The 24,449-nt window shown below is 49.0% G+C and carries 20 protein-coding genes; 10 read left to right on the forward strand and 10 right to left on the reverse strand.

What is annotated here, in order from left to right:
- Window positions 1–22 precede the first annotated feature (22 nt).
- Genes mreC through mrdA (ACR9Y8_RS20420) form a run of 5 tightly spaced genes read left to right on the forward strand, consistent with a single transcriptional unit; the run spans window position 23 to window position 6,698 of the window.
- Complete coding sequence (gene mreC, locus ACR9Y8_RS20400; protein WP_481215096.1) at window positions 23–925, forward strand: rod shape-determining protein MreC; 903 nt, start codon at window positions 23–25, stop codon at window positions 923–925.
- Window positions 922–1,431, forward strand: a complete 510-nt coding sequence (locus tag ACR9Y8_RS20405; RefSeq protein ID WP_481215097.1) for a rod shape-determining protein MreD — start codon at window positions 922–924, stop codon at window positions 1,429–1,431. Before mreC ends, ACR9Y8_RS20405 begins: the two co-directional genes overlap by 4 nt.
- Before the next feature lie 45 nt (window positions 1,432–1,476).
- Window positions 1,477–3,432, forward strand: coding sequence for a penicillin-binding protein 2 (gene mrdA, locus ACR9Y8_RS20410; protein ID WP_481215098.1), 1,956 nt, complete (start codon window positions 1,477–1,479; stop codon window positions 3,430–3,432).
- Window positions 3,433–3,437: 5 nt separating this feature from the next.
- Window positions 3,438–4,727: a rod shape-determining protein RodA gene (gene rodA, locus ACR9Y8_RS20415; protein WP_481215099.1), complete on the forward strand. Its 1,290-nt coding sequence runs from the start codon at window positions 3,438–3,440 to the stop codon at window positions 4,725–4,727.
- Window positions 4,728–4,742: 15 nt separating this feature from the next.
- Window positions 4,743–6,698, forward strand: coding sequence for a penicillin-binding protein 2 (gene mrdA / locus ACR9Y8_RS20420; RefSeq protein WP_481215100.1), 1,956 nt, complete (start codon window positions 4,743–4,745; stop codon window positions 6,696–6,698).
- Window positions 6,699–6,706: 8 nt separating this feature from the next.
- On the opposite strand, the gene ACR9Y8_RS20425 is transcribed toward mrdA (ACR9Y8_RS20420), so the two are convergent.
- From ACR9Y8_RS20425 to ACR9Y8_RS20465, 9 genes are all read right to left on the reverse strand, one after another.
- Window positions 6,707–7,453 carry an MBL fold metallo-hydrolase gene (locus ACR9Y8_RS20425; RefSeq protein WP_481215101.1) on the reverse strand — a complete coding sequence of 249 codons (747 nt, stop codon included), beginning with the start codon at window positions 7,451–7,453 and terminating at the stop codon, window positions 6,707–6,709.
- A gap of 63 nt (window positions 7,454–7,516) precedes the next feature.
- Entirely contained in the window at window positions 7,517–8,005 is a 489-nt protein-coding gene (locus ACR9Y8_RS20430) for a hypothetical protein (protein WP_481215102.1), read from the reverse strand.
- Between the two features lie 24 nt (window positions 8,006–8,029).
- Window positions 8,030–8,665, reverse strand: coding sequence for a hypothetical protein (locus ACR9Y8_RS20435; protein ID WP_481215103.1), 636 nt, complete (start codon window positions 8,663–8,665; stop codon window positions 8,030–8,032).
- A gap of 37 nt (window positions 8,666–8,702) precedes the next feature.
- Window positions 8,703–9,254, reverse strand: a complete 552-nt coding sequence (locus tag ACR9Y8_RS20440) for an RNA polymerase sigma factor (RefSeq protein ID WP_481215104.1) — start codon at window positions 9,252–9,254, stop codon at window positions 8,703–8,705.
- 121 nt (window positions 9,255–9,375) lie between these two features.
- On the reverse strand, window positions 9,376–10,338 hold the full coding sequence (locus ACR9Y8_RS20445) for a transketolase family protein (protein WP_481215105.1): 963 nt from the start codon (window positions 10,336–10,338) through the stop codon (window positions 9,376–9,378).
- 54 nt (window positions 10,339–10,392) lie between these two features.
- The gene (gene galE / locus ACR9Y8_RS20450; protein WP_481215106.1) at window positions 10,393–11,421 is read right to left on the reverse strand and encodes a UDP-glucose 4-epimerase GalE; all 1,029 of its coding nucleotides are present in this window, start codon (window positions 11,419–11,421) and stop codon (window positions 10,393–10,395) included.
- 28 nt (window positions 11,422–11,449) lie between these two features.
- A complete protein-coding gene (rfbA, locus tag ACR9Y8_RS20455; protein WP_481215107.1) occupies window positions 11,450–12,319 on the reverse strand; it encodes a glucose-1-phosphate thymidylyltransferase RfbA in 870 nt (289 codons plus the stop codon).
- A gap of 165 nt (window positions 12,320–12,484) precedes the next feature.
- The gene (locus ACR9Y8_RS20460; RefSeq protein WP_481215108.1) at window positions 12,485–13,492 is read right to left on the reverse strand and encodes an inorganic phosphate transporter; all 1,008 of its coding nucleotides are present in this window, start codon (window positions 13,490–13,492) and stop codon (window positions 12,485–12,487) included.
- Window positions 13,493–13,543: 51 nt separating this feature from the next.
- Window positions 13,544–14,194, reverse strand: coding sequence for a DUF47 domain-containing protein (locus ACR9Y8_RS20465; protein ID WP_481215109.1), 651 nt, complete (start codon window positions 14,192–14,194; stop codon window positions 13,544–13,546).
- A gap of 148 nt (window positions 14,195–14,342) precedes the next feature.
- On the opposite strand from ACR9Y8_RS20465, the gene ACR9Y8_RS20470 reads away from it, so the two are divergent.
- From ACR9Y8_RS20470 to ACR9Y8_RS20485, 4 genes are all read left to right on the forward strand, one after another.
- A complete protein-coding gene (locus ACR9Y8_RS20470) occupies window positions 14,343–15,173 on the forward strand; it encodes a UDP-2,3-diacylglucosamine diphosphatase (protein ID WP_481215110.1) in 831 nt (276 codons plus the stop codon).
- 181 nt (window positions 15,174–15,354) lie between these two features.
- Window positions 15,355–15,771 carry a hypothetical protein gene (locus tag ACR9Y8_RS20475; protein WP_481215111.1) on the forward strand — a complete coding sequence of 139 codons (417 nt, stop codon included), beginning with the start codon at window positions 15,355–15,357 and terminating at the stop codon, window positions 15,769–15,771.
- Window positions 15,772–16,062: 291 nt separating this feature from the next.
- The gene (locus tag ACR9Y8_RS20480; protein WP_481215112.1) at window positions 16,063–18,756 is read left to right on the forward strand and encodes a TonB-dependent receptor domain-containing protein; all 2,694 of its coding nucleotides are present in this window, start codon (window positions 16,063–16,065) and stop codon (window positions 18,754–18,756) included.
- Between the two features lie 81 nt (window positions 18,757–18,837).
- On the forward strand, window positions 18,838–20,271 hold the full coding sequence (locus ACR9Y8_RS20485) for a hypothetical protein (protein WP_481215113.1): 1,434 nt from the start codon (window positions 18,838–18,840) through the stop codon (window positions 20,269–20,271).
- A gap of 78 nt (window positions 20,272–20,349) precedes the next feature.
- On the opposite strand, the gene ACR9Y8_RS20490 is transcribed toward ACR9Y8_RS20485, so the two are convergent.
- Complete coding sequence (locus ACR9Y8_RS20490) at window positions 20,350–20,766, reverse strand: hypothetical protein (protein ID WP_481215114.1); 417 nt, start codon at window positions 20,764–20,766, stop codon at window positions 20,350–20,352.
- Between the two features lie 369 nt (window positions 20,767–21,135).
- On the opposite strand from ACR9Y8_RS20490, the gene ACR9Y8_RS20495 reads away from it, so the two are divergent.
- Complete coding sequence (locus ACR9Y8_RS20495) at window positions 21,136–24,381, forward strand: TonB-dependent receptor (RefSeq protein ID WP_481215115.1); 3,246 nt, start codon at window positions 21,136–21,138, stop codon at window positions 24,379–24,381.
- The last annotated feature ends 68 nt before the right edge of the window (window positions 24,382–24,449 follow it).

The raw sequence follows: 24,449 nt of genomic DNA on the forward strand, positions 1-24,449 counted from the left end.
TTTGAAATTTCAATTTTAAAAGGTGCGAAATCTAGTCATTTTCTTAAGGCGTTACTTCAACTTCTTTTTATTTCTGCTGCTGGAAGTGATTTGTATCGTGATGGTTTTCCGGAACAACAATTTTCAGAGAACCGCCTACCTCAATTCTGCCAACACTGTAAGCGGTAAACTGTACGACCGCTATAATAACGTACAATACTATTTCCATTTAAAAGCTACCAACGACAGCCTGGTAACAGAGAATGCGCGCCTGCATAATATGCTGCGCAGCAGCTTTGACAGCATGCTGACCGGTAACATCGTAAAGACGGACACCATCCGCCAGTTCAGTGGCGATACCATGCACCGGGTAACGGGCATGGAGCTGCGCCGCTACCTGTACCGGGAAGCCAAGGTGATCAATAACTCGGTGAACCGGGCCATGAACTATATTACCATCCGCCGCGGCCGTTTGCAGGGCATCCGCCCTAACATGGGTGTAGTAGGCCCCAGCGGCGTAGTAGGGATGGTAAGAAGCGTCAGCGATAATTATGCGGTAATCCTCTCCCTGCTGGCCAAAAGCTCCGGCTCAGGCTCCAATAACTTCGGCGTGAGCTCCCGCCTGCTGAGGGGCAAGGAGATAGGCACTGTATACTGGGACGGCGCTGATCCCGGTTATGCCACTATGAAAGATATACCCAGGAGCGTTAAACTGCAGAAAGGGGATACTGTAATCACCAGCGGTTTCTCTGCCCTGTTCCCGGAAAACATCCCGGTGGGATATATAGACACATTTGCCCTGGCGGATAAATCCAGCACAGCCTATACTATCCGGGTGAAGCTGGCCACCAACTTCTATAACCTGCAATATGTGTATGTAATAGATAATCTTCTGAAGGACGAACAACAACGATTGGAGGATTCAACCTACAGCCTGATCAAATGAGCATATTGTTACGTAATATTATCCGATTTGTGCTGCTGCTGCTGTTACAGGTATTTGTGCTGAACAAAATACTGGTGCATCAGCTGATCAGCCTTGAACTGTACATGTTGTTCATCCTGCTGCTGCCATTCAATATACCCCGTCCGGCGCTGATGCTGCTGGGATTGCTGCTGGGACTGAGCCTTGATATGTTTATGAATACCATGGGCATCCATGCATTTGCCTGTGTTTTTATGGCTTACCTGCGCCCCTTCATCATCAATATCCTATCGCCGCAGGGAGGCTTTGAAACGAACATGAAAACCCCTTCCATGATCAGCATGGGCGTATCGCAGTTCCTGATATACGTATCCATACTGGTGTTCCTGCACCACCTGGCGCTCTTCACCCTGGAGGTGTTTGGCTTTGGAAACATGGGTTACCTGCTGCTGAAAATTTTATTCTCCGCGATCGCCAGCCTGGTGCTGATCGTGCTGTATGAGCTGCTGTTCTTTTCGAAGAAGTAAGAGATAGTTTTTAATTTCGTGTCGGAATTCACTATAAGAACTTAGATGTCTGTTTATAATCAGCCCAGGAGAAGAGTAATACAAATGATCATCCTCGGAATGGTGCTGCTCATCGTTACCAGGTTGTTCTTTTTGCAGGTGGTGGAAAAGAAATATTCCAAGCTGGCAGACGCCAACGCAGTATTGCGTAAGGTGGTATATCCCAGCCGTGGCATGATCTATGACCGCAAAGGGCGCAGCGTGCTGCGGAATGACGTGATGTACGACCTGGTGGTAACCCCTGCCAGTGTAAAGAATATCGATACCAATTACCTCTGCCAGATATTACAGATAGACCGTGAGGAGTTCAAAAAACGTATTGTGACCGCTATTATCAAGAACGGTCGCGTAAGGCAATCCGTATTTTCTCCCCTGCTGCCGCCTGATATGTTCGGCAAGCTGCAGGAAAGCATGTACCTGTTCCAGCCCGGTTTTGAGCTGGTACAGCGCCAGATCCGTTCCTACCCGTATTCTGCTGCCGCCAATATCCTGGGCTATATCGGGGAGGTATCCCCCCAGATGCTGGCCAAGCCGGCTTTCAGCGCTTACCAGATGGGTGATTACCTCGGCATGACCGGCCTGGAGAAAACCTATGAAAGCGTACTGATGGGAACGCGCGGGATCCAGTACCTGGTAAAGGATAACCTGAACCGTCCGCAAGGGCCTTATGAAAAAGGGGAGTTCGATACCTCTGCCATTGCAGGAAAGAACCTGCGCCTGTCTTTAGATATAGACCTGCAGGTACTGGGCGAAAGGCTGATGCGTAACAAAATAGGCAGCATCGTAGCCATAGACCCGCAGACCGGCGGTATCCTCACCATGGTAAGCAGCCCTACCTTTGACCCCAACCTGCTGACTGGTTCTTACAGGGCCCGCAACTTCAGCAAATTATTCGTAGATACTACCAAACCTTTATTTAACCGCGCCACGCAGGCCACCTATCCCCCGGGTTCTTCCATGAAACCGCTGACGGCCCTGGTGGCCCTGGATGAGGGCGTGATCACACCCGCCTTCGGCTTCCCCTGCCGCGGGGGTTATGCCAATTGCGGAAAATTTATCCGCTGTACGCACAACACCCCGGGGCACGCCGCAAACCTGCGTCTTGCCATCGCCAACTCCTGTAACGCCTATTTTGTGCACCTGTACCGGATGGAAGTGGATGCACCCAAATTTGGCGGCTTACGCAAAGGGCACCAGCGATGGTATGATTACATGACCTCCTTTGGCCTGGGGCATCGCCTGGGCGTAGATATACCAGGGGAATACAGTGGCTACGCCATAGATACTACTGGCATGAACAAACGTTATAACGGCATGTGGAGCTCCTGCTCAGAACTGTATGTAGGCATGGGCCAGGGCGCCGTGGTAGTTACGCCCCTGCAGATGGCCAATGCCATGTGTATTATCGCCAACAGGGGATTTTATTACCTGCCGCACTTTGTACAGAGCATAGATAATGACAACGGCGCTATGCTATCCAAATATAAAGAGCGCCATACCGTTGCCCATATCTCAGATACCAGCTATAGCTCTGTAGTGTACGGTATGGAGGATGTGGTGGAAAGAGGTACGGGAAGATCTGCCATGATAGAAGGCATCACGGTATGTGGTAAAACGGGTACGGCAGAGAACAACGCGATCGTGAACGGCGTACTCAAAAAGCTGAAAGACCACTCTGTGTTTGTGGCCTTTGCACCCAGGGACAATCCGAAGATCGCCATTGCCGTTATCGTAGAGAATGCAGGTTTTGGCGCCACCTATGCAGCGCCTATCGCCAGCCTGATCATGGAAAAGTACCTGAACGATACTATTTCCGTGAAACGCAAGCCGGTGATGAAAAATATGCTGGAATACAATACCCTGGACCCCGTTGTGCGGGAGAAGTCAAAACTGGACTCCCTGAACGGCGCAACGGCCAGGATGACAACAGATCAGATACTTAACATTTATTTCCGTAACTAAACCATATGAACGATCGTCAGCAAATAAAGCTTACCCAAGGAATTGACTGGCCTGTGATGGGGCTGTATATAGCGCTGGTGTTACTGGGCCTGATGTCGATATTTGCGGCAGAGCACCGGGAGGGCGATAATGTGTGGTACAACATCATGCACCTGAATAAGAACTATGCACGGCAGCTGATGTGGTGGGGCGTTTCGCTGGTGCTGGCTACGATCATATGGTTAACGGACAGTAAGTTCTTTACGGCCACGGCTAACCTCTTATATGCTTTTGGCCTCTTACTGCTATTGCTGGTACTGGGCATCGGGCGTGATGTAAAGGGCTCGCATTCCTGGCTGGTGATCGGTGGTTTTCAATTCCAGCCGGCGGAGTTCACGAAGCTCTGTACCAACCTGGCTTTGGCCAAATACTTATCGTCGCTGGAAACGGATTTTAACAAGCTGCGCTCGCGGATGATCGCCGCCGCGCTGGCGCTAATCCCTGCGGCCATTATCATCCTGCAGGATGAAACCGGTCTTGCATTGGTGTACTTTGCCTTTTTCCTGGTGATGTACCGCGAGGGGCTGCCGGGGGTGCTGCTGGTGGTGGCTTTTTCGGGGATCATCCTGGTACTAAGCGCGTTGCTCGTAGATAAAAATATATTGTTCATTATCTTTTCTGTGATCACGGCGCTGGTGATCTATTTCAGCCGCCGTGAGATCAGGCGGAGCCGCAGCCGCCTGGTGCTGATACTGGCCGTATGGGCCTTCTGCTCGGCCTTCGTGATGTTCATTGTGCCTTTTGCCTTTACCAAAGTGTTGAAAGATTACCAGGTAAGGCGTATTGAAGTGATGCTGGGTAAGGAGAACGATCCCAAGGCCACTTACAATACCCGCCAAAGTATGATCGCCATTGGTTCCGGCGGCTTCTGGGGTAAGGGATACCTAAAGGGTACGCAAACACGTTTTGATTTTGTGCCTGAGCAAAGTACCGACTTCATTTTCTGTACCATCGGGGAAGATTTCGGGTTTGCGGGCAGTTTAATATTCCTCGGCTTGTATGTAGCCCTGCTTTTCCGGATCATTTTTATCGCGGAGCGACAGCGATCGACATTCAGTAGGGTATATGCCTATGGCGTGGCCAGTATTATCTTCTTTCACCTGGCCATCAATATCTCTATGACCATCGGTCTTGCGCCGGTGATCGGTATTCCGCTGCCGTTTGTGAGCTACGGCGGCTCTTCTCTCATGACCTTTACCATGCTGCTGTTCATTATGCTCCGCCTGGATGCCGACAGACAAATGGTGCTGCGATAAACCCAACGAAATCTCATGTCTGTTTACAATCAGCCCAGGCAAAGAGTGGTGCAGATGATCATCCTCGGAATGGTGATCCTCGTTATTACCCGCTTATTCTTTTTACAGGTAATTGAAAAGAAGTATTCCAAACTGGCGGATGCCAATGCCGTATTGCGTAAAGTAGTATACCCCAGCCGGGGCATGATCTATGACCGGAAGGGCCAGAGCGTGCTGCGCAACGATGTGATGTATGACCTGGTGGTAACGCCCGCCAGCGTTAAAAATATAGACACCAGTTATCTCTGCCAGATATTGGAGATTGACCGCGAGGAGTTCAGGAAACGTATTGTGAGCGCTATCATTAAGAATGGTCGCGTAAGAACATCAGTTTTTGCTGCACTGCTGCCGCCTGAAACTTTTGGCAAGCTGCAGGAAAGCATGTACCTGTTCCAGCCCGGCTTTGAGCTGGTACAACGGCAGATCCGTTCTTATCCTTATTCCGCCGCCGCCAATATCCTGGGCTATATCGGCGAGGTATCGCCACAACTGCTGGCCAAGCCGGCTTTCAGCGCTTACCAGATGGGTGATTACCTGGGGATGACCGGCCTGGAAAAAACCTATGAAAGTGTGCTGATGGGAACCCGGGGTATTCAATACCTGGTGAAGGATAACCTGAACCGTCCACAGGGCCCTTATGAAAGAGGGGAGTTTGACACCTCTGCTATCGCTGGCAAGAATCTGCGCCTGTCTTTAGATATTGACCTGCAGGTATTGGGTGAAAGGCTGATGCGTAACAAGATCGGCAGCGTAGTGGCCATAGACCCGCAAACCGGCGGCATACTGGCCATGGTGAGCAGTCCGACCTTTGACCCGAACCTGCTGACCGGTTCCTACAGGGCCCGCAATTTCAGTAAATTATTCGTAGATACTACCAAGCCTTTATTTAACCGCGCCATACAGGGAACTTATCCTCCCGGTTCTTCTATGAAACCGCTGATGGCGCTGGTAGCGCTGGATGAGGGGGTGATCACACCTGGTTATGGTTATGCCTGTCATGGGGCCTATACTACCTGCGGCCGCACCATTGGCTGCGAACATTCGGAGGCAGGACATGCCGCCAACCTCCGCCTGGCTATCTCTCACTCCTGTAACTCTTATTTTGTGAACCTCTACCGCCTGGCCGTAGATTCGCGCAAGTGGGGCAGTGTGAAGAAGGGGCACCAGAAATGGTTCGAGTACATGAGCTCCTTCGGCCTGGGGCATCGTTTGGGTGTAGACGTGCCGGGTGAATATGCCGGTTATGCCATTGACACCATCGGGATGAACAAACGCTATAATGGCCTTTGGAATTCCTGCTCAGAACTGTATGTAGGCATGGGCCAGGGCGCAGTTTCCGTGACCCCGCTGCAGATGGCCAATGCGATGTGCATCATTGCCAACAAGGGTTATTACTACCTGCCACATTTTGTACAGAGTATTGATAATGACGAGTCCAACCTCCTGAGCAAATATAAAGAGCGGCATACGGTGGCGCATGTATCTGATACCGTATACAGGTCTGTGATTTATGGAATGGAAGATGTGGTGGAACACGGTACCGGTATGATCGCCCAGATAGAAGATATCATTGTTTGCGGTAAAACGGGTACTGCACAGAACAATGCGATCGTGAACGGAGAGCTGAAGAAAATGAAGAACCATGCCTTCTTCGTTGCCTTTGCTCCCAGGGATAACCCGAAGATCGCAATTGCGGTGATCGTTGAAAACTCCGGTTTCGGCAGTACTTATGCGGCGCCCATCGCGAGCCTCATGATGGAAAAGTACCTGAAAGACACTATTTCCGTTAAAAGAAAGCCGCTGGTAAAGACAATGCTCGATTATAATACCATAGATCCTATTGTACGTGAAAAGTCTAAACTGGATTCACTGAACGGTGCTACGGCGAAGATGACCACAGACCAGATCCTCAACGTGTATTTCCGTAAATAAGATCAGTCTTAGAATTTTCCGAAGGGTAGTTTGGTATCGTGGTAATACACGAAGGTCCAGCCCTCGCGGGTGCCGCGTTCCAGGTATTGCTGGCGCAGTTCCATGGCGCGTTTGCCGTTGTAATCGTATTTGGCGATGAAGCGGTTCTTCATCTGGGAGATCTGCGGCGCTTCATCCCCTCCAAAGAACACCTTATCTTCTCCGTCATCTATCAGGAACACCTGGTGATAAGGGCAATGACCGCCGCTATGCTCATAGTGGATATAACCATCTATAGTGCCGTTGCCTTCTACAAACACTACGTTGTCGCGTTGTTGTAAGAGGGCTACATCTTCGGCGTGGTATGATTTCCCGTTCATTTCAATGGCATAGGCCATTTCCTGTTTGTTCACATAATAGGTAGCCTGGGGAAAGGTGAGGTTTCGCTGGCCGCTGACAGGGTCAAGCGTGCTTACACCTCCGGAATGGTCTTTATGCAGATGGCTCATGAGCACTTTAGTGATCTCCATGGGATTTACGCCATTGTCGATCAGGTGCTGGTGCAGCTGCAGTACACCATCGGCGTTACGGAAGCCAAGGCCGGTGTCCAGCAGGATATAGTCGCGGTCTGTTATTACGAGGAAAGGTTGAATCTCTACCAGCAGGGAACCGTGATTACGTTGCTGCATGGTATCTTTTTTATCGTCGAAAGGAATAAACTGTTTGCTAGCGTCTACAGTGAAAGATCCTTCAGATAAAGGAATAATACGTGCCATCCTGTAAAATTACGAATTCGGATTTATTATCCTGGGGAAGGTGATCGAAGTAAGGGCACATAATTAATTCCGGTTAAACCGGCGGTTGTTTCTGTTCATTACATTCCGTTCCTTGAGCTGGCGAATCAGCTGGCCGCGGAACTCGCGTTCGGCTTTGAATACGTTGCCGGCTTTGCGGGCGGGCAGCGCTTTGAGAAATTCCTGGTTATAGCGTTTGCGTACATCCAGCATTCTCTGTTCAATATCCATTTCTGTATTCAACGCCTGGCGGGCGGCGGCATCGTCCTTTTTATCTGCTTGTTTATCTGCCTGCCGGTTGCGCCTGCGTTCTGCTATCAACTGCTCTACTTCACGGGTATAATTATTATAGATAGGCCAGAACTTCTGTGCTTCATCGGGGGTGAGGTTCAGCTGTTGGGAAAGGTAGGCCACTTCCGCAGACCTGATCTTATCCCTCAGGGCCGGGTTGTCATTATCCTGCGCCTTTGCCTGCTGTATGCAGAGGCAAAGTAAGAGTCCGACAATAAATGTTTGTATGTTAAAATGTTTCATGGATCAATTCGCTGATATTTAACCTCAGTTAGACCACTCTGAGCTTTCCAGGTATTTCTGGATAGCTTCTGCGGGTAGTTCATCGAGGTTGGTTGATATTTTGGGTAATTCATCCGCGACTGCTGTACTGGACACACTGGACAATATAGCTTCATTATCAAAAGCGTCGGTGTGTGACTGCAGGTATTCTACGATGGCCTGGTCGGGTACACCTGCCAGCTGGGCTTCAAAGCTGCCTGCGCCGCTGTTGTGACGGAACAGGAACAGGGTGCTGAGGCCAAGGAGGGCCAGCAGACTGGCGGCTACTGCCCATAGGCGATAGCGCCTGCGCGAACGGATGGGAACTACCGGGGCAGCAGCAGGCGTTTCCTGGGCCTGGGAGATGCCTGCCATGATCCTGGTGCTGAGACCATCAAAGTATCCTTCCGGCGTGCTAAGGGGCAGCTGCCGGCGGGCGGTGGCCAGCAGGGGAGACAAGGCAGACAGTTCTTCCTGTACAGGGTTGGCCTCCAGAGAGCGGATACGTTGCAGTACCTGCTCCGGGAGCTGGTCGAAATAGCCGGCCGGCACCCCGTAAGGAGGTGGCGTTGGAGGCAGGTTCAGACCGGGAACTATCTCCTCCAGTTCTTTCACAATATCATTCCCCTTGTTAGTCATCATAATTTTTTAGACAATGGCGGCAGACAATAGTTTAATTTTAACCGTTTTTTATAAATTCTTCTATTTTTTTTACGGCATGATGGTAGGATGCTTTCAATGCCCCTTCGGAGGTTTCCAACACACGGCTCATTTCTTCATAGGGCATTTCATCATAATACCGCAGGTTAAATACTACACGTTGTTTTTCCGGAAGGCTCAGAATCGCTTTTTGCAGTTTCCATTCCAGTTTATTGGCGTCAAACTGGCTATCTGCCCGTAATTTGTTGCTAAGGCCTGTTTCAATGTCTGACAAAGATACCGCAGATTTTCTTTTCTGTTGTTCCAGGAAGGTGAGGCACTCGTTGGTGGCTATTTTATAGAGCCAGGTGAACAGCTGGGCATCTTCCCGGAACCCTTCCAGGTTCTTCCAGACCTTTATAAACACATTCTGCAGCACGTCATTCGCGTCTTCATGATCTATTACCAGGCGGCGTATATGCCAGTATAGCCGTTCCTGATACTTCTGAATAATAGCAGTGAAACCTTTCTCCCTGGTATCCGGTTGCCGGTATAACGCCAAAAGTGCTCTATCATCCTGTGTAACGGCCATGGTAGGTTAAATGGACGCGCGTTTGCGCATTGTTACTGTTCTATCCTGTTATTTTTGAAATTAAATAAAAAATCCATCTATAGATGGATTTTTTATTCAAAAGTTTAATCTGATATGCATATCATTTTTGTTTGCGGCTCATGGCTTTTTCAGCGGCTGCCACGATATGCTGGGGATCCAGTCCGTACTTCTTCAGCAGGTCGAGCGGCTTACCGCTTTCGCCGAAGGTATCGTTGGTACCAACATATTCAATAGGCACGGGCAGGTGGCGGGCAGCTACCTGTGCAATGCTGTCGCCCAGGCCTCCCAGCACGTTATGCTCTTCAGCGGTAACGGCGCAGCGGGTCTTGGTCAGGGAGCGCAGTACGGCTTCCTGGTCCAGCGGTTTGATGGTATGTATATTAATGATCTCTACGCTATAGCCTTTTTCTTCCAGGATCTTGCCCGCTTCAACAGACAACCATACCAGGTGGCCGCAGGCAAAGAGGGTAACGTCTGTACCTTCGTGCAGCACCTGTGCTTTACCGATCTCGAAAGTCTGGTTTTCGGGGGTAAAGTTGGGCCATTTCGGACGGCCAAAGCGAAGGTAAACAGGGCCTTCGTGGTCGGCAATGGCGATGGTAGCGGCCTTGGTCTGGTTAAAATCACAAGGCACTATTACGGTCATACCGGGCAGCATTCTCATCAGGCCGATATCTTCCAGGATCTGGTGGGTAGCTCCATCCTCGCCCAGGGTAAGCCCCGCGTGGGAAGCGCAGATCTTAACGTTTTTGCCAGAGTAGGCCACAGACTGGCGGATCTGGTCGTAAACGCGGCCGGTGGAGAAGTTGGCAAAAGTGGTGGTATAAGGTATTTTACCGCCGATGGTCATACCTGCGGCGATCCCGATCATGTTGGCCTCGGCAATACCGCACTGCACAAAGCGCTCCGGGAATTCCTTAATAAAGGCATTCAGTTTCATGGAGCCCAGGAGGTCAGCAGTAAGCGCTACCACATTCGGGTTCTTACGGGCTACTTCCAGGATACCCTCTCCGAATCCTGCCCGTGTTTCTTTTTCATTTAAGGGTTGAATATCTTTTACCATATACCAGATGCTAATATTATAAGACGTAAAAATAGTTATTAATGTGCTGATATACTAATTACTCAGCACTTTATCCCGCAGGCTTACTTCCCACTGCCAGGCTGTGCGCATCATATCCTCTATGCCGATCTTCGGTTCCCAGCCCAGTTCTTTGCGGGCGTGGTTATTATTGGCGTAGATAGCGATCACATCGCCCGGACGGCGGGGGCCCAGCTCATAGTTCAGCTTTACGCCGGAGATCTTTTCAAAGGCCTTGATGGCTTCCAGTACGGTTACACCGTTGCCGGTGCCCAGGTTGAACACTTCGCAGTTGCTGCTGTTCTTTTTGTCCAGCAGGTATTGCAGGGCGCGGGTATGTGCATTGGCGATGTCCATCACATGAATATAATCGCGGATGCAGGAGCCATCGCGGGTATCATAATCATGACCAAACACGATCATTTTAGGCCTTTTCCCGATAGCCGTCTGGGTGATCATGGGCACCAGGTTATCCGGTTTTCCCAGGGGCAGTTCTCCGATCAGGGCGGAGGGATGTGCGCCTACCGGGTTGAAATAGCGCAGCAGGATGGACTGTGTGTTGTTTACCCGGCTGTAATCCTGGATGATCTGTTCTCCCATCTGCTTGGTACGGGCATAAGGCGACTGTGCTTCCCCCAGCGGTGTTTCCTCTACCACCGGCAGGGCCGTGGTATTGCCGTAAACGGAGCAGGAGGAGGAGAATACGAAGTTAGGGATGTTGAACTCCTGGATGCATTTCAGGATATTAACAAGAGAGGTAAGGTTGTTATGGAAATACAGGAGCGGCTCGGCTACTGATTCCGGAACGGTTTTCAATGCGGCGAAGTGGATCACGCCGCATATATCGCGGTTCTCATGAAAAACGGCATGGGTATCTTCCAGGTTACAAAGATCTACTTTGTAATTATGGATCTTTTTGCCGGTAATTTTTTCAATGCCGTCCAATAGTTGGGTAGTACTGCGGATGTTGCTGTCCACAGAAACCACGTCAAAGCCGTGATTGATCAGATCTACAATGGTATGCGCGCCAATGTAGCCACAACCACCGGTAACAAGAACCTTCATGGTGTATAGAATTTTAGACTCTTAGTGATCAAACTTTTTGTTTCAGCACCTCCTCCAGGTATTGTCCGTAGCCGCTTTTCAGCAAGGGCTTAGCCAGCTCCTGCAGCTGCTCCTTGGTGATAAAGCCTTTGCGGAAGGCGATCTCCTCGATACAGGCTATTTTAATACCCTGGCGCTGTTCTATCACCTGTACAAACTGGGTAGCCTGCATAAGTGAATCGAAGGTACCGGTATCCAGCCAGGCAGTGCCGCGGGGCAGGATGGATACTTTCAGTTTGCCGCGGCGCAGGTATTCTTTATTCACATCCGTGATCTCGTACTCGCCACGGGGGCTGGGTTTCAGATCGCGGGCTATATTCACCACCTCGTTATCATAAAAATACAGGCCGGGCACGGCATAGCTGGATTTGGGCTGTTTAGGCTTCTCCTCGATGGACACCACCTGCATGCTGGCGTCAAACTCCACCACCCCATAACGTTCCGGGTCGGATACGTGGTAAGCATATACGATACCTCCGTCGGGATCTATGTTGTTAGCCAGCTGGGTGCCTAAACCGGCGCCATAAAATATATTATCCCCCAGTACCAGGGCTACTTTGTCGTTACCAATAAAATCGCGGCCTATCACAAATGCCTGGGCCAGGCCGTTGGGCTCCGCCTGTTCGGCATAGCTGAGGCTAAGGCCATACTGGCTGCCGTCGCCAAAAAGGCGTTTAAAGGCGGGCAGGTCATGCGGGGTGGAAATGATCAGTATATCCTTTATACCTGCAAGCATCAGGGTGGACAATGGATAATAGATCATGGGCTTATCATAAATAGGCATGATCTGCTTACTGATAGCGTATGTGATGGGATGTAAGCGGGTACCGGAGCCACCTGCCAGGATGATGCCTTTCATCTGTCAATGAATTAATTAATGAATTAATTATGATTAAAGGTGTAACAGCGAATGATCCGCTATTTTAACAAAATCTCACAAAAATAGGGGCTAGATCGGAATTTTTAATAAGAAAAAGTTGGGGCGTACAGCAAAAGGGCGGATCCTCAGACCCGCCCTTGCTTATTATTTTATAAAGAAACTTACGATGAAATAGACTGCGGCAGCTATCAGGGCGCTGATGGGGATGGTCATGATCCAGGCCCAGAGCAGGCTTACCGTAACGCCCCAACGTACGGCAGACAGGCGTTTGGTTGCGCCTACCCCTATGATAGAACCGGTAATGGTGTGGGTAGTACTTACAGGAATACCCAACGTTTCTGTGAGGTAAAGTGTAATGGCCCCGGCGCTTTCAGCGGCCACGCCTTCCAGCGGGGTCACCTTGGTGATGCGGGTGCCCATAGTCTTTACGATCTTCCAGCCGCCGCTCATCGTGCCCAGGGCGATAGCCGTAAAGCAGGCCAGCGGCACCCAGTTGGGCACATCCGTTATTTTTTCAATAGAACCATGCGCCACCATGGCGGCTGCAATGATGCCCATTACCTTCTGGGCGTCGTTGCCACCGTGGCCAAGGCTCAGTGCCGCAGAAGAAAGCAGCTGGAGGCGTTTGAACCAGTTCTCCGCCCGGAAAGGGTTGGCCTTTTTACAGATATTCACAATGAGGACGGTGATCACAAAGGCCACCACCATGCCGATGAACGGCGCCAGCACTATAAAATAAACGGTGGGCATTACCTTGGAGTAGTTGATTACATCGAAGGAGCCATGCGCATTGGCAACGGCCGCCCCGATAAACCCGCCTATCAGCGTATGGGAGGAGCTGGAAGGGATGCCGTACCACCAGGTCATCAGGTTCCAGGCAATAGCGGCCAGGAGCCCGCAAAAGATCACTTTAAGGGTGATATACTGCTCAAAAACGGTTTTGGCAATGGTATTACCTACCCTGAACTCTCCGTAAATGTACTTTGACATGAAAAAAGCGGCAAAATTGAACACCGCCGCCCAGAGCACCGCCTGAAAAGGCGTGAGCACCTTGGTTGACACAATGGTGGCTATTGAGTTGGCCGCATCGTGAAAACCATTGATATAATCAAAGATGAATGCCAATATGATAATAACAATAAGAAAAGCCATAGTCTTGAGAGATTACGTAAAACATTCCCCTGCCTGTCTGTTATGAAGGGATCAGGCGTACTTAATGATGATGGTTTCGATCACATTGGCGCAATCCTCGCATTTATCGGTGGCGATCTCCAGTGCCTGGTATATTTCACGCATCTTGATCAGCTCAGCAGCATTGGTTTCAGTGCTAAAAAGGTCGGCTATGGCCATATCATAGATATCGTCGGCGTGGTTTTCAAGGCTGTTGATCTTCACGCAGGCGTCGGTGATATTGCGCATGTTCTTCATGTCGCGCAGTTCAGGGATAGCCTTGTGAAGCTCCGCCACGCCCAGCCCGATCAGCTCCACAAGCTTGCGGATGCTGTCGTTCAGCTCATACACCTTGTAGAGGTCTATCCTTTTGGCGGAACCATGGATGTAGTCGGCTACGTCGTCCAGGGTAGCGGCGAGGTAGTGAATATCCTCCCGGTCGAAAGGGGTAATGAAATTCTGGCCCAGTTCAACGAAAATGCGGTGGGTATAGTCGTCATTCTTGTGTTCCAGCCGTTCTATGAGGTGAACTTTATCCTTGCGGATGGACAGGTCATTGGTGTTCACCAGCTCGTTCAGCACCTGGGCCATTTCCACCAGGTTGGCAGCCACGTCCTCGAATAAAGAATAAAAAACCCTGTCTTTCGGCATAAAAAGTTTCACAAAAGAATTGAAGCCTCCCATATAGGTGTAGTTTGAAATTTGCGGCAAAAATAGCTATCCACCCCCATTACCTCCAAGAAAAAAGCCGAATTAATAATTCCTTAACAGTGGGGTAATATAAAAGTAATATAGCAATTTTTCCTTTGCATAAGGTTTTGATTCTATTTAAATGCCAGAAAAACGCCCATTAGACATAGTTGTGATCTCCGATGTACACCTGGGGATTTACGGCTGCCATGCAAAAGAGCTGGTGCAATACCTGGACAGTATTGACCCGAAAATCCTCGTTCTGAACGGCGATATCATTGATATCTGGCAGTTCAGCAAGCGATATTTCCCGAAAGCTCATACCAAGGTGATCCGCCGGATCCTCAAAATGATCGGTAAAGGCACTGATGTGTACTACCTGACAGGAAACCACGATGAGGCACTACGTAAGTATGCCGGTTTCGAGCTGGGCAATTTTACCATCGATAACAAGCTGATCCTTGAAGTAGACGGCAAAAGGCACTGGTTTTTCCATGGAGACGTGTATGACGTGACCATGAAAAACTCCAAATGGCTGGCCAAACTGGGAGGAAAGGGGTACGATATCCTGATCATCCTGAACCGGTTGGTGAATAACATACTGGAAAGTATGGGCCGGGAAAAACTGTCGTTCTCTAAAAAGGTGAAGCATAGCGTGAAGCAGGCGGTGAAATTTATATCGGATTTTGAGCAGATAGTGGCAGAAATCGCTATTGACAAGAAATTTGACGTGGTGTGCTGCGGGCACATCCACCAGCCTATCATAAAGGAAATGCAGCATAACGGTAAAACAATTACCTACCTGAACTCGGGAGACTGGGTAGAAAGCCTTACCTCGCTGGAATATAGCGGCGGGCAATGGCAATTGTACCAGCACCCGGTGACAAAAACGAAGGTGGTGTTACCTGATGAGGAAGACGAGGCCCCGCTTCCCTGGGAAGTATCCAAGGTGATCAGCTTCCCGGCTCAATGATGCCCTAACCAATGCCAACATCTCCCAACTGCTTTAGCTTGTTATTGCTTGCTTATTAAGCAAGAAGTTCAATACTATTTTCACATAATTATAACAAGCGCTTAATATTAAATTAAAGATGGCGGGTTAAGTTTGCCTGAACCGTAATAATATAAGCCGGTAAGCAGTAATACCAAATGAGATGAAAGTACTGAAGTTACACCCTTTAATGACCATATCCTTGCTGCAGATGCAGTTTCAGCGCCTGCTCTGTTGTAACGTTATGGTATATGTAAAGAACAGACCCGCCAACGCCTTTGATACACTCAGGGAAGTAGGTTTCACAGGAGAAGGCCTGCTGGAATATCCTATTGATGAAACGCTAAGCCTGCGGGAGTTTGAAGCGGAACTGGAAGATCATTTCAATTTCAGCCTGGAACTATGCAGCAAGAAAGACAACAAGCCCTTCATGAATAAGAGCCTGCACCTGTACCAGGTGACCGCCATGGGAGTGGCCCATGAGCATGGCGCCCGCGAAGAGGTGAACAAGCCGCTGGAGATCACACTGGAAATGCTGCTGAACAGCAGCAGGCAAGCCCCGCCCGGATTTTCTTTTTAAACCCTGTTTAATCCTGCGGAAACCCCTGGGCCGTACCTTCATCATACTGCAACCTATAGCTGTGTAATCCTGTGATACCACGTCTGAATAGATAATGATTTTTTAATGATTCCTTAACAATTAACATTCTGGTAATATTACCATAACATTGCGATAATAGGCTGGTAATAGTTTTGCGTCAAATTCTATCAACTGGTGATGAAGAAATGCAAACTAACAGCTCAGCTTTGGGTATTCCTATGCCTTTTTGGTTTTATACAACACTCATTTGCAGCTGATCCCGGAAAAATTGTGGGTAAAGTAACTGATAAAAAGACTGGTGAAGCTTTGATCGGTGTGACCGTGGTAGTACAGGGAACCACTACCGGTGCAGTTACAGACGTGGAGGGCAGGTATACTATAACGGTAGAACCAGGCACCTATACTTTGGACTTTAAATACATGGGCTATCAAACCAAATCTATCAGCGATGTGGTTGTGAAAGCAGGAGCCCCTACCACTTTTGACGTTATTATGGACGAGCCATCCTCCAAGGCTTTAAAAGAAGTGGTAGTACGCGGTTCTTACAAACAGGAAAGCATCAACGCACTACTTACCTATCAGAAAAACACCAACACCGTAGCGCAGGTAGTATCTGCAGAATCCATTAAAAAATCACCGGACAGAAATACCAGTGAGGTATTGAAAAGAGTTTCCGGCGCTTCTATACAGGAAGGTAAATACATTGTGATCAGAGGTTTGGCCGACAGGTACAACCAGGCTACCCTGAATGGTGCGCTGCTGTCTTCTACAGACCCCGACCGCAAAACCTTTGCGTTCGACCTGTTCCCTTCCAATATTGTAGACAATATTATTATTAACAAGGCAGCTACGCCAGATATGCCCGGCGAATTTGCCGGTGGCCTCATCCAGGTGAACACCAAAGACGTACCGGATGACAACTTCCTTAGCTTCAGCGTTGGCTCCGGGTTTAACACGTCTACCGTCGGTAAGGATTTCTATACTTATAAAGGAGGAAAATGGGACTTCCTGGGAATAGATGATGGTACCCGTGTGCTGAGCAGCAAGTTCCCTACTGTAACTGCCATACAAACATCTACTGCCGCCCAGCGGGCAGAATATGGCAAGAGCCTCAACTCTATTTGGAACTATGCCAATAAAACAGCGCCGCTGAACTCCAGCCTGCAGGTAACAGGAGGTTTCATCAACAAGTCTTCCGGCTCCAAACGCTTTGGTGGCGTGTTCTCACTGAACTATAACAAGCAGAACAGGTATACCAAAACAGAGAGAAGGTTCTACGATTTTGAAGAGAAACGTTTCGATTTCCAGGATGACGTTTATTCACAGAACATCTTAGCCGGTGCGCTGGCCAACCTGGTGTATCAATCCGGCAAGAACAAATTCAGCTGGAAGAACTCCTATAATATTACCAGCACTGACGGAACCATTCTGCGTACAGGTATTGATAATACCAACAATACAAACGTAGATGTAAGAAGCAGTGAGTTAAGCTTCAAGTCCAACAGGCTGTTAAACTCGCAGCTGATAGGAGAGCATTTCCTTTCAGGTATGGGCCTTAAAATTAAATGGAATGGTAACTTCTCATGGTTAACACAGGATCTGCCTGATCTGAGAAGACTGGTGTATACTTCCACGAACGGTAAAGAGGGACCTTACTATGCATCTGTACCTCAGTACACCGGTAACCCGCGTAGCTCCGGCAGGTTCTTCTCCACACTGGATGAGAAAGTTTATGGTGGTAACCTTGACCTCAGCAAATCATTCAAATGGTTAGGTGTTACACAGCAAATCAAGGTGGGCGGACTGTATCAGCGTAAGAACAGGGATTTTGATTCAAGAGCGATCGCGATCGTGCTGGGCCAGTTCAATGAACAGTTGCTGCAGCTGCCTCCTGACCAGATCTTTGCACCACAAAATTTCAGTGCAGACAAATTCTACCTGGATGATCTGACCACTGCTTCCAATGCATACACTTCTTTCTCTAACCTGGGCGCAGGATATGTACAACTGGACCTGCAATTTGGTAAATTAAGGTTTGTAGGCGGCGGCCGCTTTGAAGCATATGAGCAGCGCCTCAGCCCGAAACTGGTGGCGCTGACGTTTAAGAATAAGGCTAACGACTTCCTGCCTTCTGCTAACTTCACCTATGCACTTACTGAAAAAACCAATATCAGGTTAAGCGCATCACAAACCGTATCAAGGCCTGAGTTCAGGGAAATAGCGCCCTTCAGCTACTATGACTTTGAAAAGAGTGGGACCCTGGTAGGTAACACTGCGCTGGAAAGAGCCAAGATCACTAACCTGGACCTGCGTTACGAACTGTATCCGGCAGAAGGAGAAGTAGTAACCGCTGCCGTGTTCTATAAAGATTTCAAGAAACCGATAGAATCCACTTATCAGTTCTCTTCCGGTTCTCCGATATTCTCTTTTGCAAACGCTGACAAGGCCCAAAACATAGGCGCAGAAGTAGAATTCCGCAAAAAGCTCAACTTCTTTAACTCATCATTGCTGGATCATTTCACCATATTCTCGAACGTAGCTTACATCCATAGTAAGGTAACTTTCCCCGCGGGATATGTAGGTGAAACTTCAAGGCCCATGCAGGGGCAATCTCCCTATGTTGTCAATGCAGGTTTGCAGTTTGACGAAGAGAACACAGGCACCAGCGCTTCCGTGCTGTTTAACAGGATAGGAAAACGTATTGCCCAGGTAGGTAATGCAGACTATCCCAATATATGGGAGAACCCGAGGTCCATTCTTGATTTCCAGATATCACAAAGACTGTTCAAACGTACAGAGCTCAAGTTTACTGTATCTGACATACTGAACCAACGTGGCATCTTCTACCAGGATATTGACGACAACAAAAAATTTGATGAAGGCAAAGACTATATGATCAACCGCTTCAACTATGGTTCCAACATCGGCTTGTCAATATCAGTGAATCTTAACAACGTAAAGTGACATAACGATAGGTTAACAGCACGTTTAATTTCACTTAACATTTAGCATCAATCTTTGTAAAATATAGTAAAATCACAGCTCATGAAAAAAGCTCTCAATCTTTTAATGTTATCTGCGATCGTTGCCGGTGCGGTATCTTGTTCTGATGATAACGGAGGAACACCACCGCCCAACAACAATGGTTCAGACACATTGAAAGGTGCTATCACTGCGAACTTAACATTAGAAGGTAACAAAGTTTATTATTTAAGCGGTCCCACGTTCGTAAAAAGCGGCGTTACGCTCACCATTAAACCTGGTGCAGTTATTAAAGCTATTAAAGACAACAGCAACAAAGCAGTATTGGTAATTACCCGCGGCGCTAAGATCATGGCTGAAGGTACTGCTCAGGCTCCCATCGTATTTACTTCCAACCAGGCTGCCGGTGCAAGGAATGCAGGCGACTGGGGTGGTCTGGTAATCGCTGGTAAAGCACAGGTGAATACTTCCTACGGCGGTGTTAAAAACCAACGCCTGCTGGAAGGTTTTGACCAACTGCAGGTAGCTCAGTACGGCAGTGACATCATTGGTGGCGGTGGCGCTGCTGCTGATGACGCAGACAACTCCGGCGTAGTAAAATATGTAAGGATCGAGTACAGCGGTATCGCACTGTCTTCTCAATCTAACTCAGAACTGAACGGTCTTTCCCTCATCGCTGTAGGTAGTGGTACTACCCTTGAATACATACAGGTGAGCTATTCCGGTGACGACTCCTTCGAATGGTGGGGTGGTACTGTGAACGCTAAGCACCTGGTGGCATTCAGCGGCCTGGATGATGACTTTGATACTGACAACGGTTACAGGGGTAACGTACAGTTCGGCGTTTCTATCAGGAACAAAGATCTGTCTGACTGGGCGCTGTCTGGTGGTGCTTCTAACGGTTTCGAATCTGATAACGAAGATCCGGTTCCTGCTACCCTGAACACTCCGATCACTGCTCCTACTTTCTCTAACATGACCTTCCTGGGCCCCACTGCTATCACTGGTGCTACACTGCCTAATCCTAACGCATTTAAAAGGGCAGCTCACCTGAGAAGAGGTACGCAGTTATCTGTATACAACTCTGTGTTCGCGGCTTTCCCGGCCGGTATCTTTATCGACGGTACACAGTCTGCAGGCTTCTTTGACGCCGGCAACATGGAGATTAAAAATAACCTGATCGCAGCTATGCCCGCAGGTCAGTACCTGACCGGTACCGCACCCTGGGATGCGAAGGCCAAACTGATGGCTCCTGCCTTCAAGAACGACACCAGCATCGCTACTGTAGCTGCACTGCAACTGGGTAACCTTTCTTCCCTGAGCGCTGCAGACCCCAGGCCGATGGCAGGTTCTCCTTTACTGAACAAGGCTGAATTCACCAGCAACAGGATCAACAACGCTTTCTTCACGAAAGTTACTTATGCTGGTGCGTTTGATGTGAATGATAATTGGATGGCTGGTTGGACTAACTTCAATCCCGGCACTGCTAACTATTAATTTTCCATCTGCTTAACGTAAGCGTAGATTTTCATAAACTGTTCAAGTACCGTCCTGCTTTTTAGCGGGACGGTTTTTTTATCTGGACACCCTGATAAACTTCCTGCCTGAATGGCCTGCCACCCTTGAGAAAAGCCAGGCATCCACCCTTATCTCATCCTGCCCCAACCGCTCTATCTGCAGCCCCGCCGGCTCTTCGGTGGTTACCAGTTTGATCTTGCTCTCTACCTGCGATAAATGATAGTTGCCCTCATTCTGGTAGTTATTGGTATGGTATACATACGTGCCATTCTCCCGGAATATATAGTAAGAAGAGTCCCCGGTAACAATCGGCAGCCAGCGGGCACTGTCTGCATTATACCTGCTGGTTAACTGCCAGGTGCCATTGAGATCTGCTGCAGGCAGCGGGGCCGCCTGCTCCTGGTCATTTTTCGTGCAGGCAGTAAAGGCCAGTGCGGTGAAGAGAAGGGTGATACCATACAAGGGCAGTTTCATACGGGAGGCATTTACCATTAAAACGCAATTTTTGATAAAGTTGTTACATTTCCTGCCAATAATGTGAGGCGGGAAACCTTCATAATGATAATATTGCGGTAACAATTCCATAACACGACAGTATTATTTTTGATAGCATCTGTATGCGAACAAACAGATCACCTATTAAAGCGAACTAATATCTTATTCATTCTAAATCCTATTATTACACTATTAGCGAACTAACATTAAGCACCGTCATATAAGACTGCCCGACTGTATCCAACTCTTGTCCGGGAACAGTAACTCTTTTGAGTTAACATTAACTTAACATTGCCTTAACATAGGCGTAATGTTACCAAACTACGTTTGCGTCAAAATTAACACGACGTGAACAGGACATTTTACGCTTTTTTATTACTTGCAGCTTCCCTGGCGGGCTTTTGTTTGCCATCCGGCCTGTACGCACAGGTAACCACTTCCCAGTTAACGGGTAAAGTGACCAGCGCCAAAGGCGAGAACCTGCCCGGTGTAACCGTTCAGGCAGTAAACACCAGCACAGGGGCGCGTTACGGCGGACAGACGAACGCGGAAGGAAGATACATCCTTCCCAACCTGAACCCGGGAGGACCTTACACTATCACCGTTTCTTTTATCGGATACAAAAAGGAGGAAAAGACTGACCTGAACCTCGGCCTGGGCGGTACCTCTCTGAACTTTAAACTGCAGGAAGAGTCTACCGCACTAACGGAAGTAGTGGTAGTAGGCAGCAATGCCCCTAAATCAGGCCGCATCAACCAGGAACAGCTTAAAACACTGCCTTCCCTGAACCGCAGCCTGCAGGACTTCACCCGCGTAACACCACAAAGCAATAACAACTCCTTCCTGGGAACCAACTATCGTTATAATAACGTAACCCTGGACGGTGCTATCAATAACGACGCTATCGGCTTCAGCCCTTCACTGGGCGGACAGTCCAATACTTCCGGACAGCCGGGCAGCAGTACCCGCACCAACCCCGTATCCCTGGACGCTATCCAGGACATACAGGTATACCTGGCGCCCTATGACGTAAAGATCGGCAACTTCCTGGGCGGTAGCATCAACGCAGTTACCCGCAGCGGTACCAATGAATTCCATGGCTCCGTATATGGCTATGGCCGCGGCGCTTTCATGATCGGTAAGAACAACGCCGGCGACGGTTCCAAACTGCCTTCTGATTTCCATGACTACCAGACCGGTGTTCGCCTGGGCTTCCCTATTATCAAGGATAAATTGTTCTTCTTTACCAACGCGGAGATCACCCGCCGTCAGGACCCCGTGATCCTGGCTGCAGGTTCTGCTGATATGCCGCTGCTGACTGCTACACAGGCTGAGCAGATCTCACAGCATATGAAAGCACTGGGCGGAGATCCCGGCACCTACGGCAATACCAGCATCTATTCCAATTCCAACAAGTTCTTTAACCGCCTGGACTGGAATATCAATGACAAGCACCAGCTGTCTATCCGCAACAATACCATCACCTCACAGGCCACTAACCTGGAGCGCGATCAGCAGAACTTCCGTTTCAGCGGTATAGATTACAAACAGGTGAACAACCAGACCTCTACCGTTGCTGAACTGAAAAGCAAGCTTTCCAACACCGTATCCAACAGCCTGATTGTAGGCTACTCCAGCATACATGACTATCGTAACCCACTGTCCGATCCTGCTTTGCCGCAGATCCAGATCGCTTCCAAAGGTGGTACCATCTTCCTCGGTACTGATCGTGAAGCGGCTATCTTCAACATGAAGCAGAAGACATTTGAGTTCACCGATAACGTAACCATCTTTAAAGGCAATCACAACATCACCATCGGTACACACAACGAGCTGTATAATATCACCTATGGTTTTGTGAACTCCTGGAACGGCCGTGTAGACTATGATTCCATCGGCGCTTTCCTGGCAGATATGCCTTCGCGAGTACGCGGCAACTTCAATTATACCGACAATACCCGCGACTACATCTGGAACAACCCGCCCGCGCAATTCAAAGTGCAGCTGTACAGCCTGTACGCACAGGATGAGATCCAGCTGAGCGATCGCTTTAAGTTAACGCCTGGTGTACGCCTGGATTATACTTACCTGCCCAACAAGCAACCGCTGAGCACCAAGACCACTAATGCGCCTGTAGATGCTAACTTCGGCACTACTTACAGCTATACGCTGCCAAAAGATATCAAAAACGATTACCTCAACAATGTGCAGATCTCTCCCCGTTTAGGTTTCAACTATGATATCAAAGGCGATCAGAGCCTTGTGCTGAGAGGCGGTACCGGCCTGTTTACCGGCCGTATTCCCTTCGCCTGGTTAGGGTATGCTTATTACAACAACGGCGTAACCTACGGTGCGTATGATACCAAGTTCGGCTACAAGACCGATAATGATAAACCCGCACCCGGCTCTAATCCCGTATCTACTTCTCCCAATGGCATCGCGCAGTTCGTGAGCGCACAGGGTAAAAATGTGCACGACGCTAATGGCGCTACCCAGGTGGATATGATCGACAACAACTTCAAGATGCCGCAGATGTGGAGAAGCAGCCTGGCGCTGGACTACACTACACCTGATCAATGGCGCTTCACGGTAGAAGGAATCTATACCAAAACTATCTATGATCTGTTGTTCCAGCAGGTGAACCTCGTAGATAACCCGGTGTATTACGAAGCATACGACAAACAGCATCAGCAGCCTGTCTTCAGCGGCAGCAAGATCAATTCACTTTATACCAACGCTTATCAGCTGTCTAACACCACGAAAGGTTACCGTTACAGCATCACCGGCCAGGTTAGCAAACGCTTCAAATTCGGCCTGAATGCAACAGCAGCCTACACTTACGGACAAGCTAAGGATATTACCAACGGCATTCGTAACTCCATGGAATCTAACTGGCAGCTGAACCAGGCGCTGAACCCGAACAACCCGCAGCTCGCTTATTCCAACTTTGATGTTCGTCACCGCATCGTAGTGACTGCCAATTATAAAGTAGACTGGGGCAAGAAAGGAAAATACATTTCTTCCTTCAACCTGTTCTTCAATACTTCTTCCGGTGTGCCCTATACTTACGGCTTCCTGAACAGCACTATCCAGGGTACCCCGCAGCAGGTGAGCCTGGTGTACATCCCGAAACAGGGTGAAACGATCAACTTCTTCAGGGATATCGCCAATGGCGCTACCGCTGCTCAACAGGCTGCTGCCTTTGATGCCTACATTGATAAAGACAAATACCTGAGCAGCCGCAGGGGAGCGTTCACCGAGCGTAACGGCGGCCGTACGCCCTGGAATACACAGGCAGACTTCCGCTTTACCCAGGATTACAACGTGAAAGTAGGTAAGCGCCTGCACACCATCACGCTGACCTATGACATCGTGAACCTGACTAACCTGCTGAACAAGAACTGGGGTATTCAATACTTCTCTTCCAACGCTTTCAACTCTACCGCCAGCGTAGGTTTGAAACAGGTATCAAAACCGGCTAACGTAGCCACTGATTATCCCATCTACACCTGGTCTGACCCCGGATCTCCTTACTCAAAGGATTTCTTTGCATCCCGTCACCAGATGCAGTTAGGTTTGAGGTATAGCTTTTAAAATGAGCATGTATAAAAGCGAAAAGCTTCCTGGTTCAATACCAGGAAGCTTTTTTGTTATGGATAATG

It is taken from the genome of Chitinophaga sp. SVR4-12A, assembly GCF_056754765.1.

What these genes read in the sequence shown, in the direction of transcription:
- ACR9Y8_RS20405 (WP_481215097.1), top strand. Translation starts at nt 922, where the DNA reads ATGAGCATATTGTTACGTAATATTATCCGATTTGTGCTGCTGCTGCTG.
- mrdA (WP_481215098.1), top strand. Translation starts at nt 1,477, where the DNA reads ATGTCTGTTTATAATCAGCCCAGGAGAAGAGTAATACAAATGATCATC.
- rodA (WP_481215099.1), top strand. Translation starts at nt 3,438, where the DNA reads ATGAACGATCGTCAGCAAATAAAGCTTACCCAAGGAATTGACTGGCCT.
- mrdA (WP_481215100.1), top strand. Translation starts at nt 4,743, where the DNA reads ATGTCTGTTTACAATCAGCCCAGGCAAAGAGTGGTGCAGATGATCATC.
- ACR9Y8_RS20425 (WP_481215101.1), bottom strand. Translation starts at nt 7,453, where the DNA reads ATGGCACGTATTATTCCTTTATCTGAAGGATCTTTCACTGTAGACGCT.
- ACR9Y8_RS20430 (WP_481215102.1), bottom strand. Translation starts at nt 8,005, where the DNA reads ATGAAACATTTTAACATACAAACATTTATTGTCGGACTCTTACTTTGC.
- ACR9Y8_RS20435 (WP_481215103.1), bottom strand. Translation starts at nt 8,665, where the DNA reads ATGATGACTAACAAGGGGAATGATATTGTGAAAGAACTGGAGGAGATA.
- ACR9Y8_RS20440 (WP_481215104.1), bottom strand. Translation starts at nt 9,254, where the DNA reads ATGGCCGTTACACAGGATGATAGAGCACTTTTGGCGTTATACCGGCAA.
- ACR9Y8_RS20445 (WP_481215105.1), bottom strand. Translation starts at nt 10,338, where the DNA reads ATGGTAAAAGATATTCAACCCTTAAATGAAAAAGAAACACGGGCAGGA.
- galE (WP_481215106.1), bottom strand. Translation starts at nt 11,421, where the DNA reads ATGAAGGTTCTTGTTACCGGTGGTTGTGGCTACATTGGCGCGCATACC.
- rfbA (WP_481215107.1), bottom strand. Translation starts at nt 12,319, where the DNA reads ATGAAAGGCATCATCCTGGCAGGTGGCTCCGGTACCCGCTTACATCCC.
- ACR9Y8_RS20460 (WP_481215108.1), bottom strand. Translation starts at nt 13,492, where the DNA reads ATGGCTTTTCTTATTGTTATTATCATATTGGCATTCATCTTTGATTAT.
- ACR9Y8_RS20465 (WP_481215109.1), bottom strand. Translation starts at nt 14,194, where the DNA reads ATGGGAGGCTTCAATTCTTTTGTGAAACTTTTTATGCCGAAAGACAGG.
- ACR9Y8_RS20470 (WP_481215110.1), top strand. Translation starts at nt 14,343, where the DNA reads ATGCCAGAAAAACGCCCATTAGACATAGTTGTGATCTCCGATGTACAC.
- ACR9Y8_RS20475 (WP_481215111.1), top strand. Translation starts at nt 15,355, where the DNA reads ATGAAAGTACTGAAGTTACACCCTTTAATGACCATATCCTTGCTGCAG.
- ACR9Y8_RS20485 (WP_481215113.1), top strand. Translation starts at nt 18,838, where the DNA reads ATGAAAAAAGCTCTCAATCTTTTAATGTTATCTGCGATCGTTGCCGGT.
- ACR9Y8_RS20490 (WP_481215114.1), bottom strand. Translation starts at nt 20,766, where the DNA reads ATGAAACTGCCCTTGTATGGTATCACCCTTCTCTTCACCGCACTGGCC.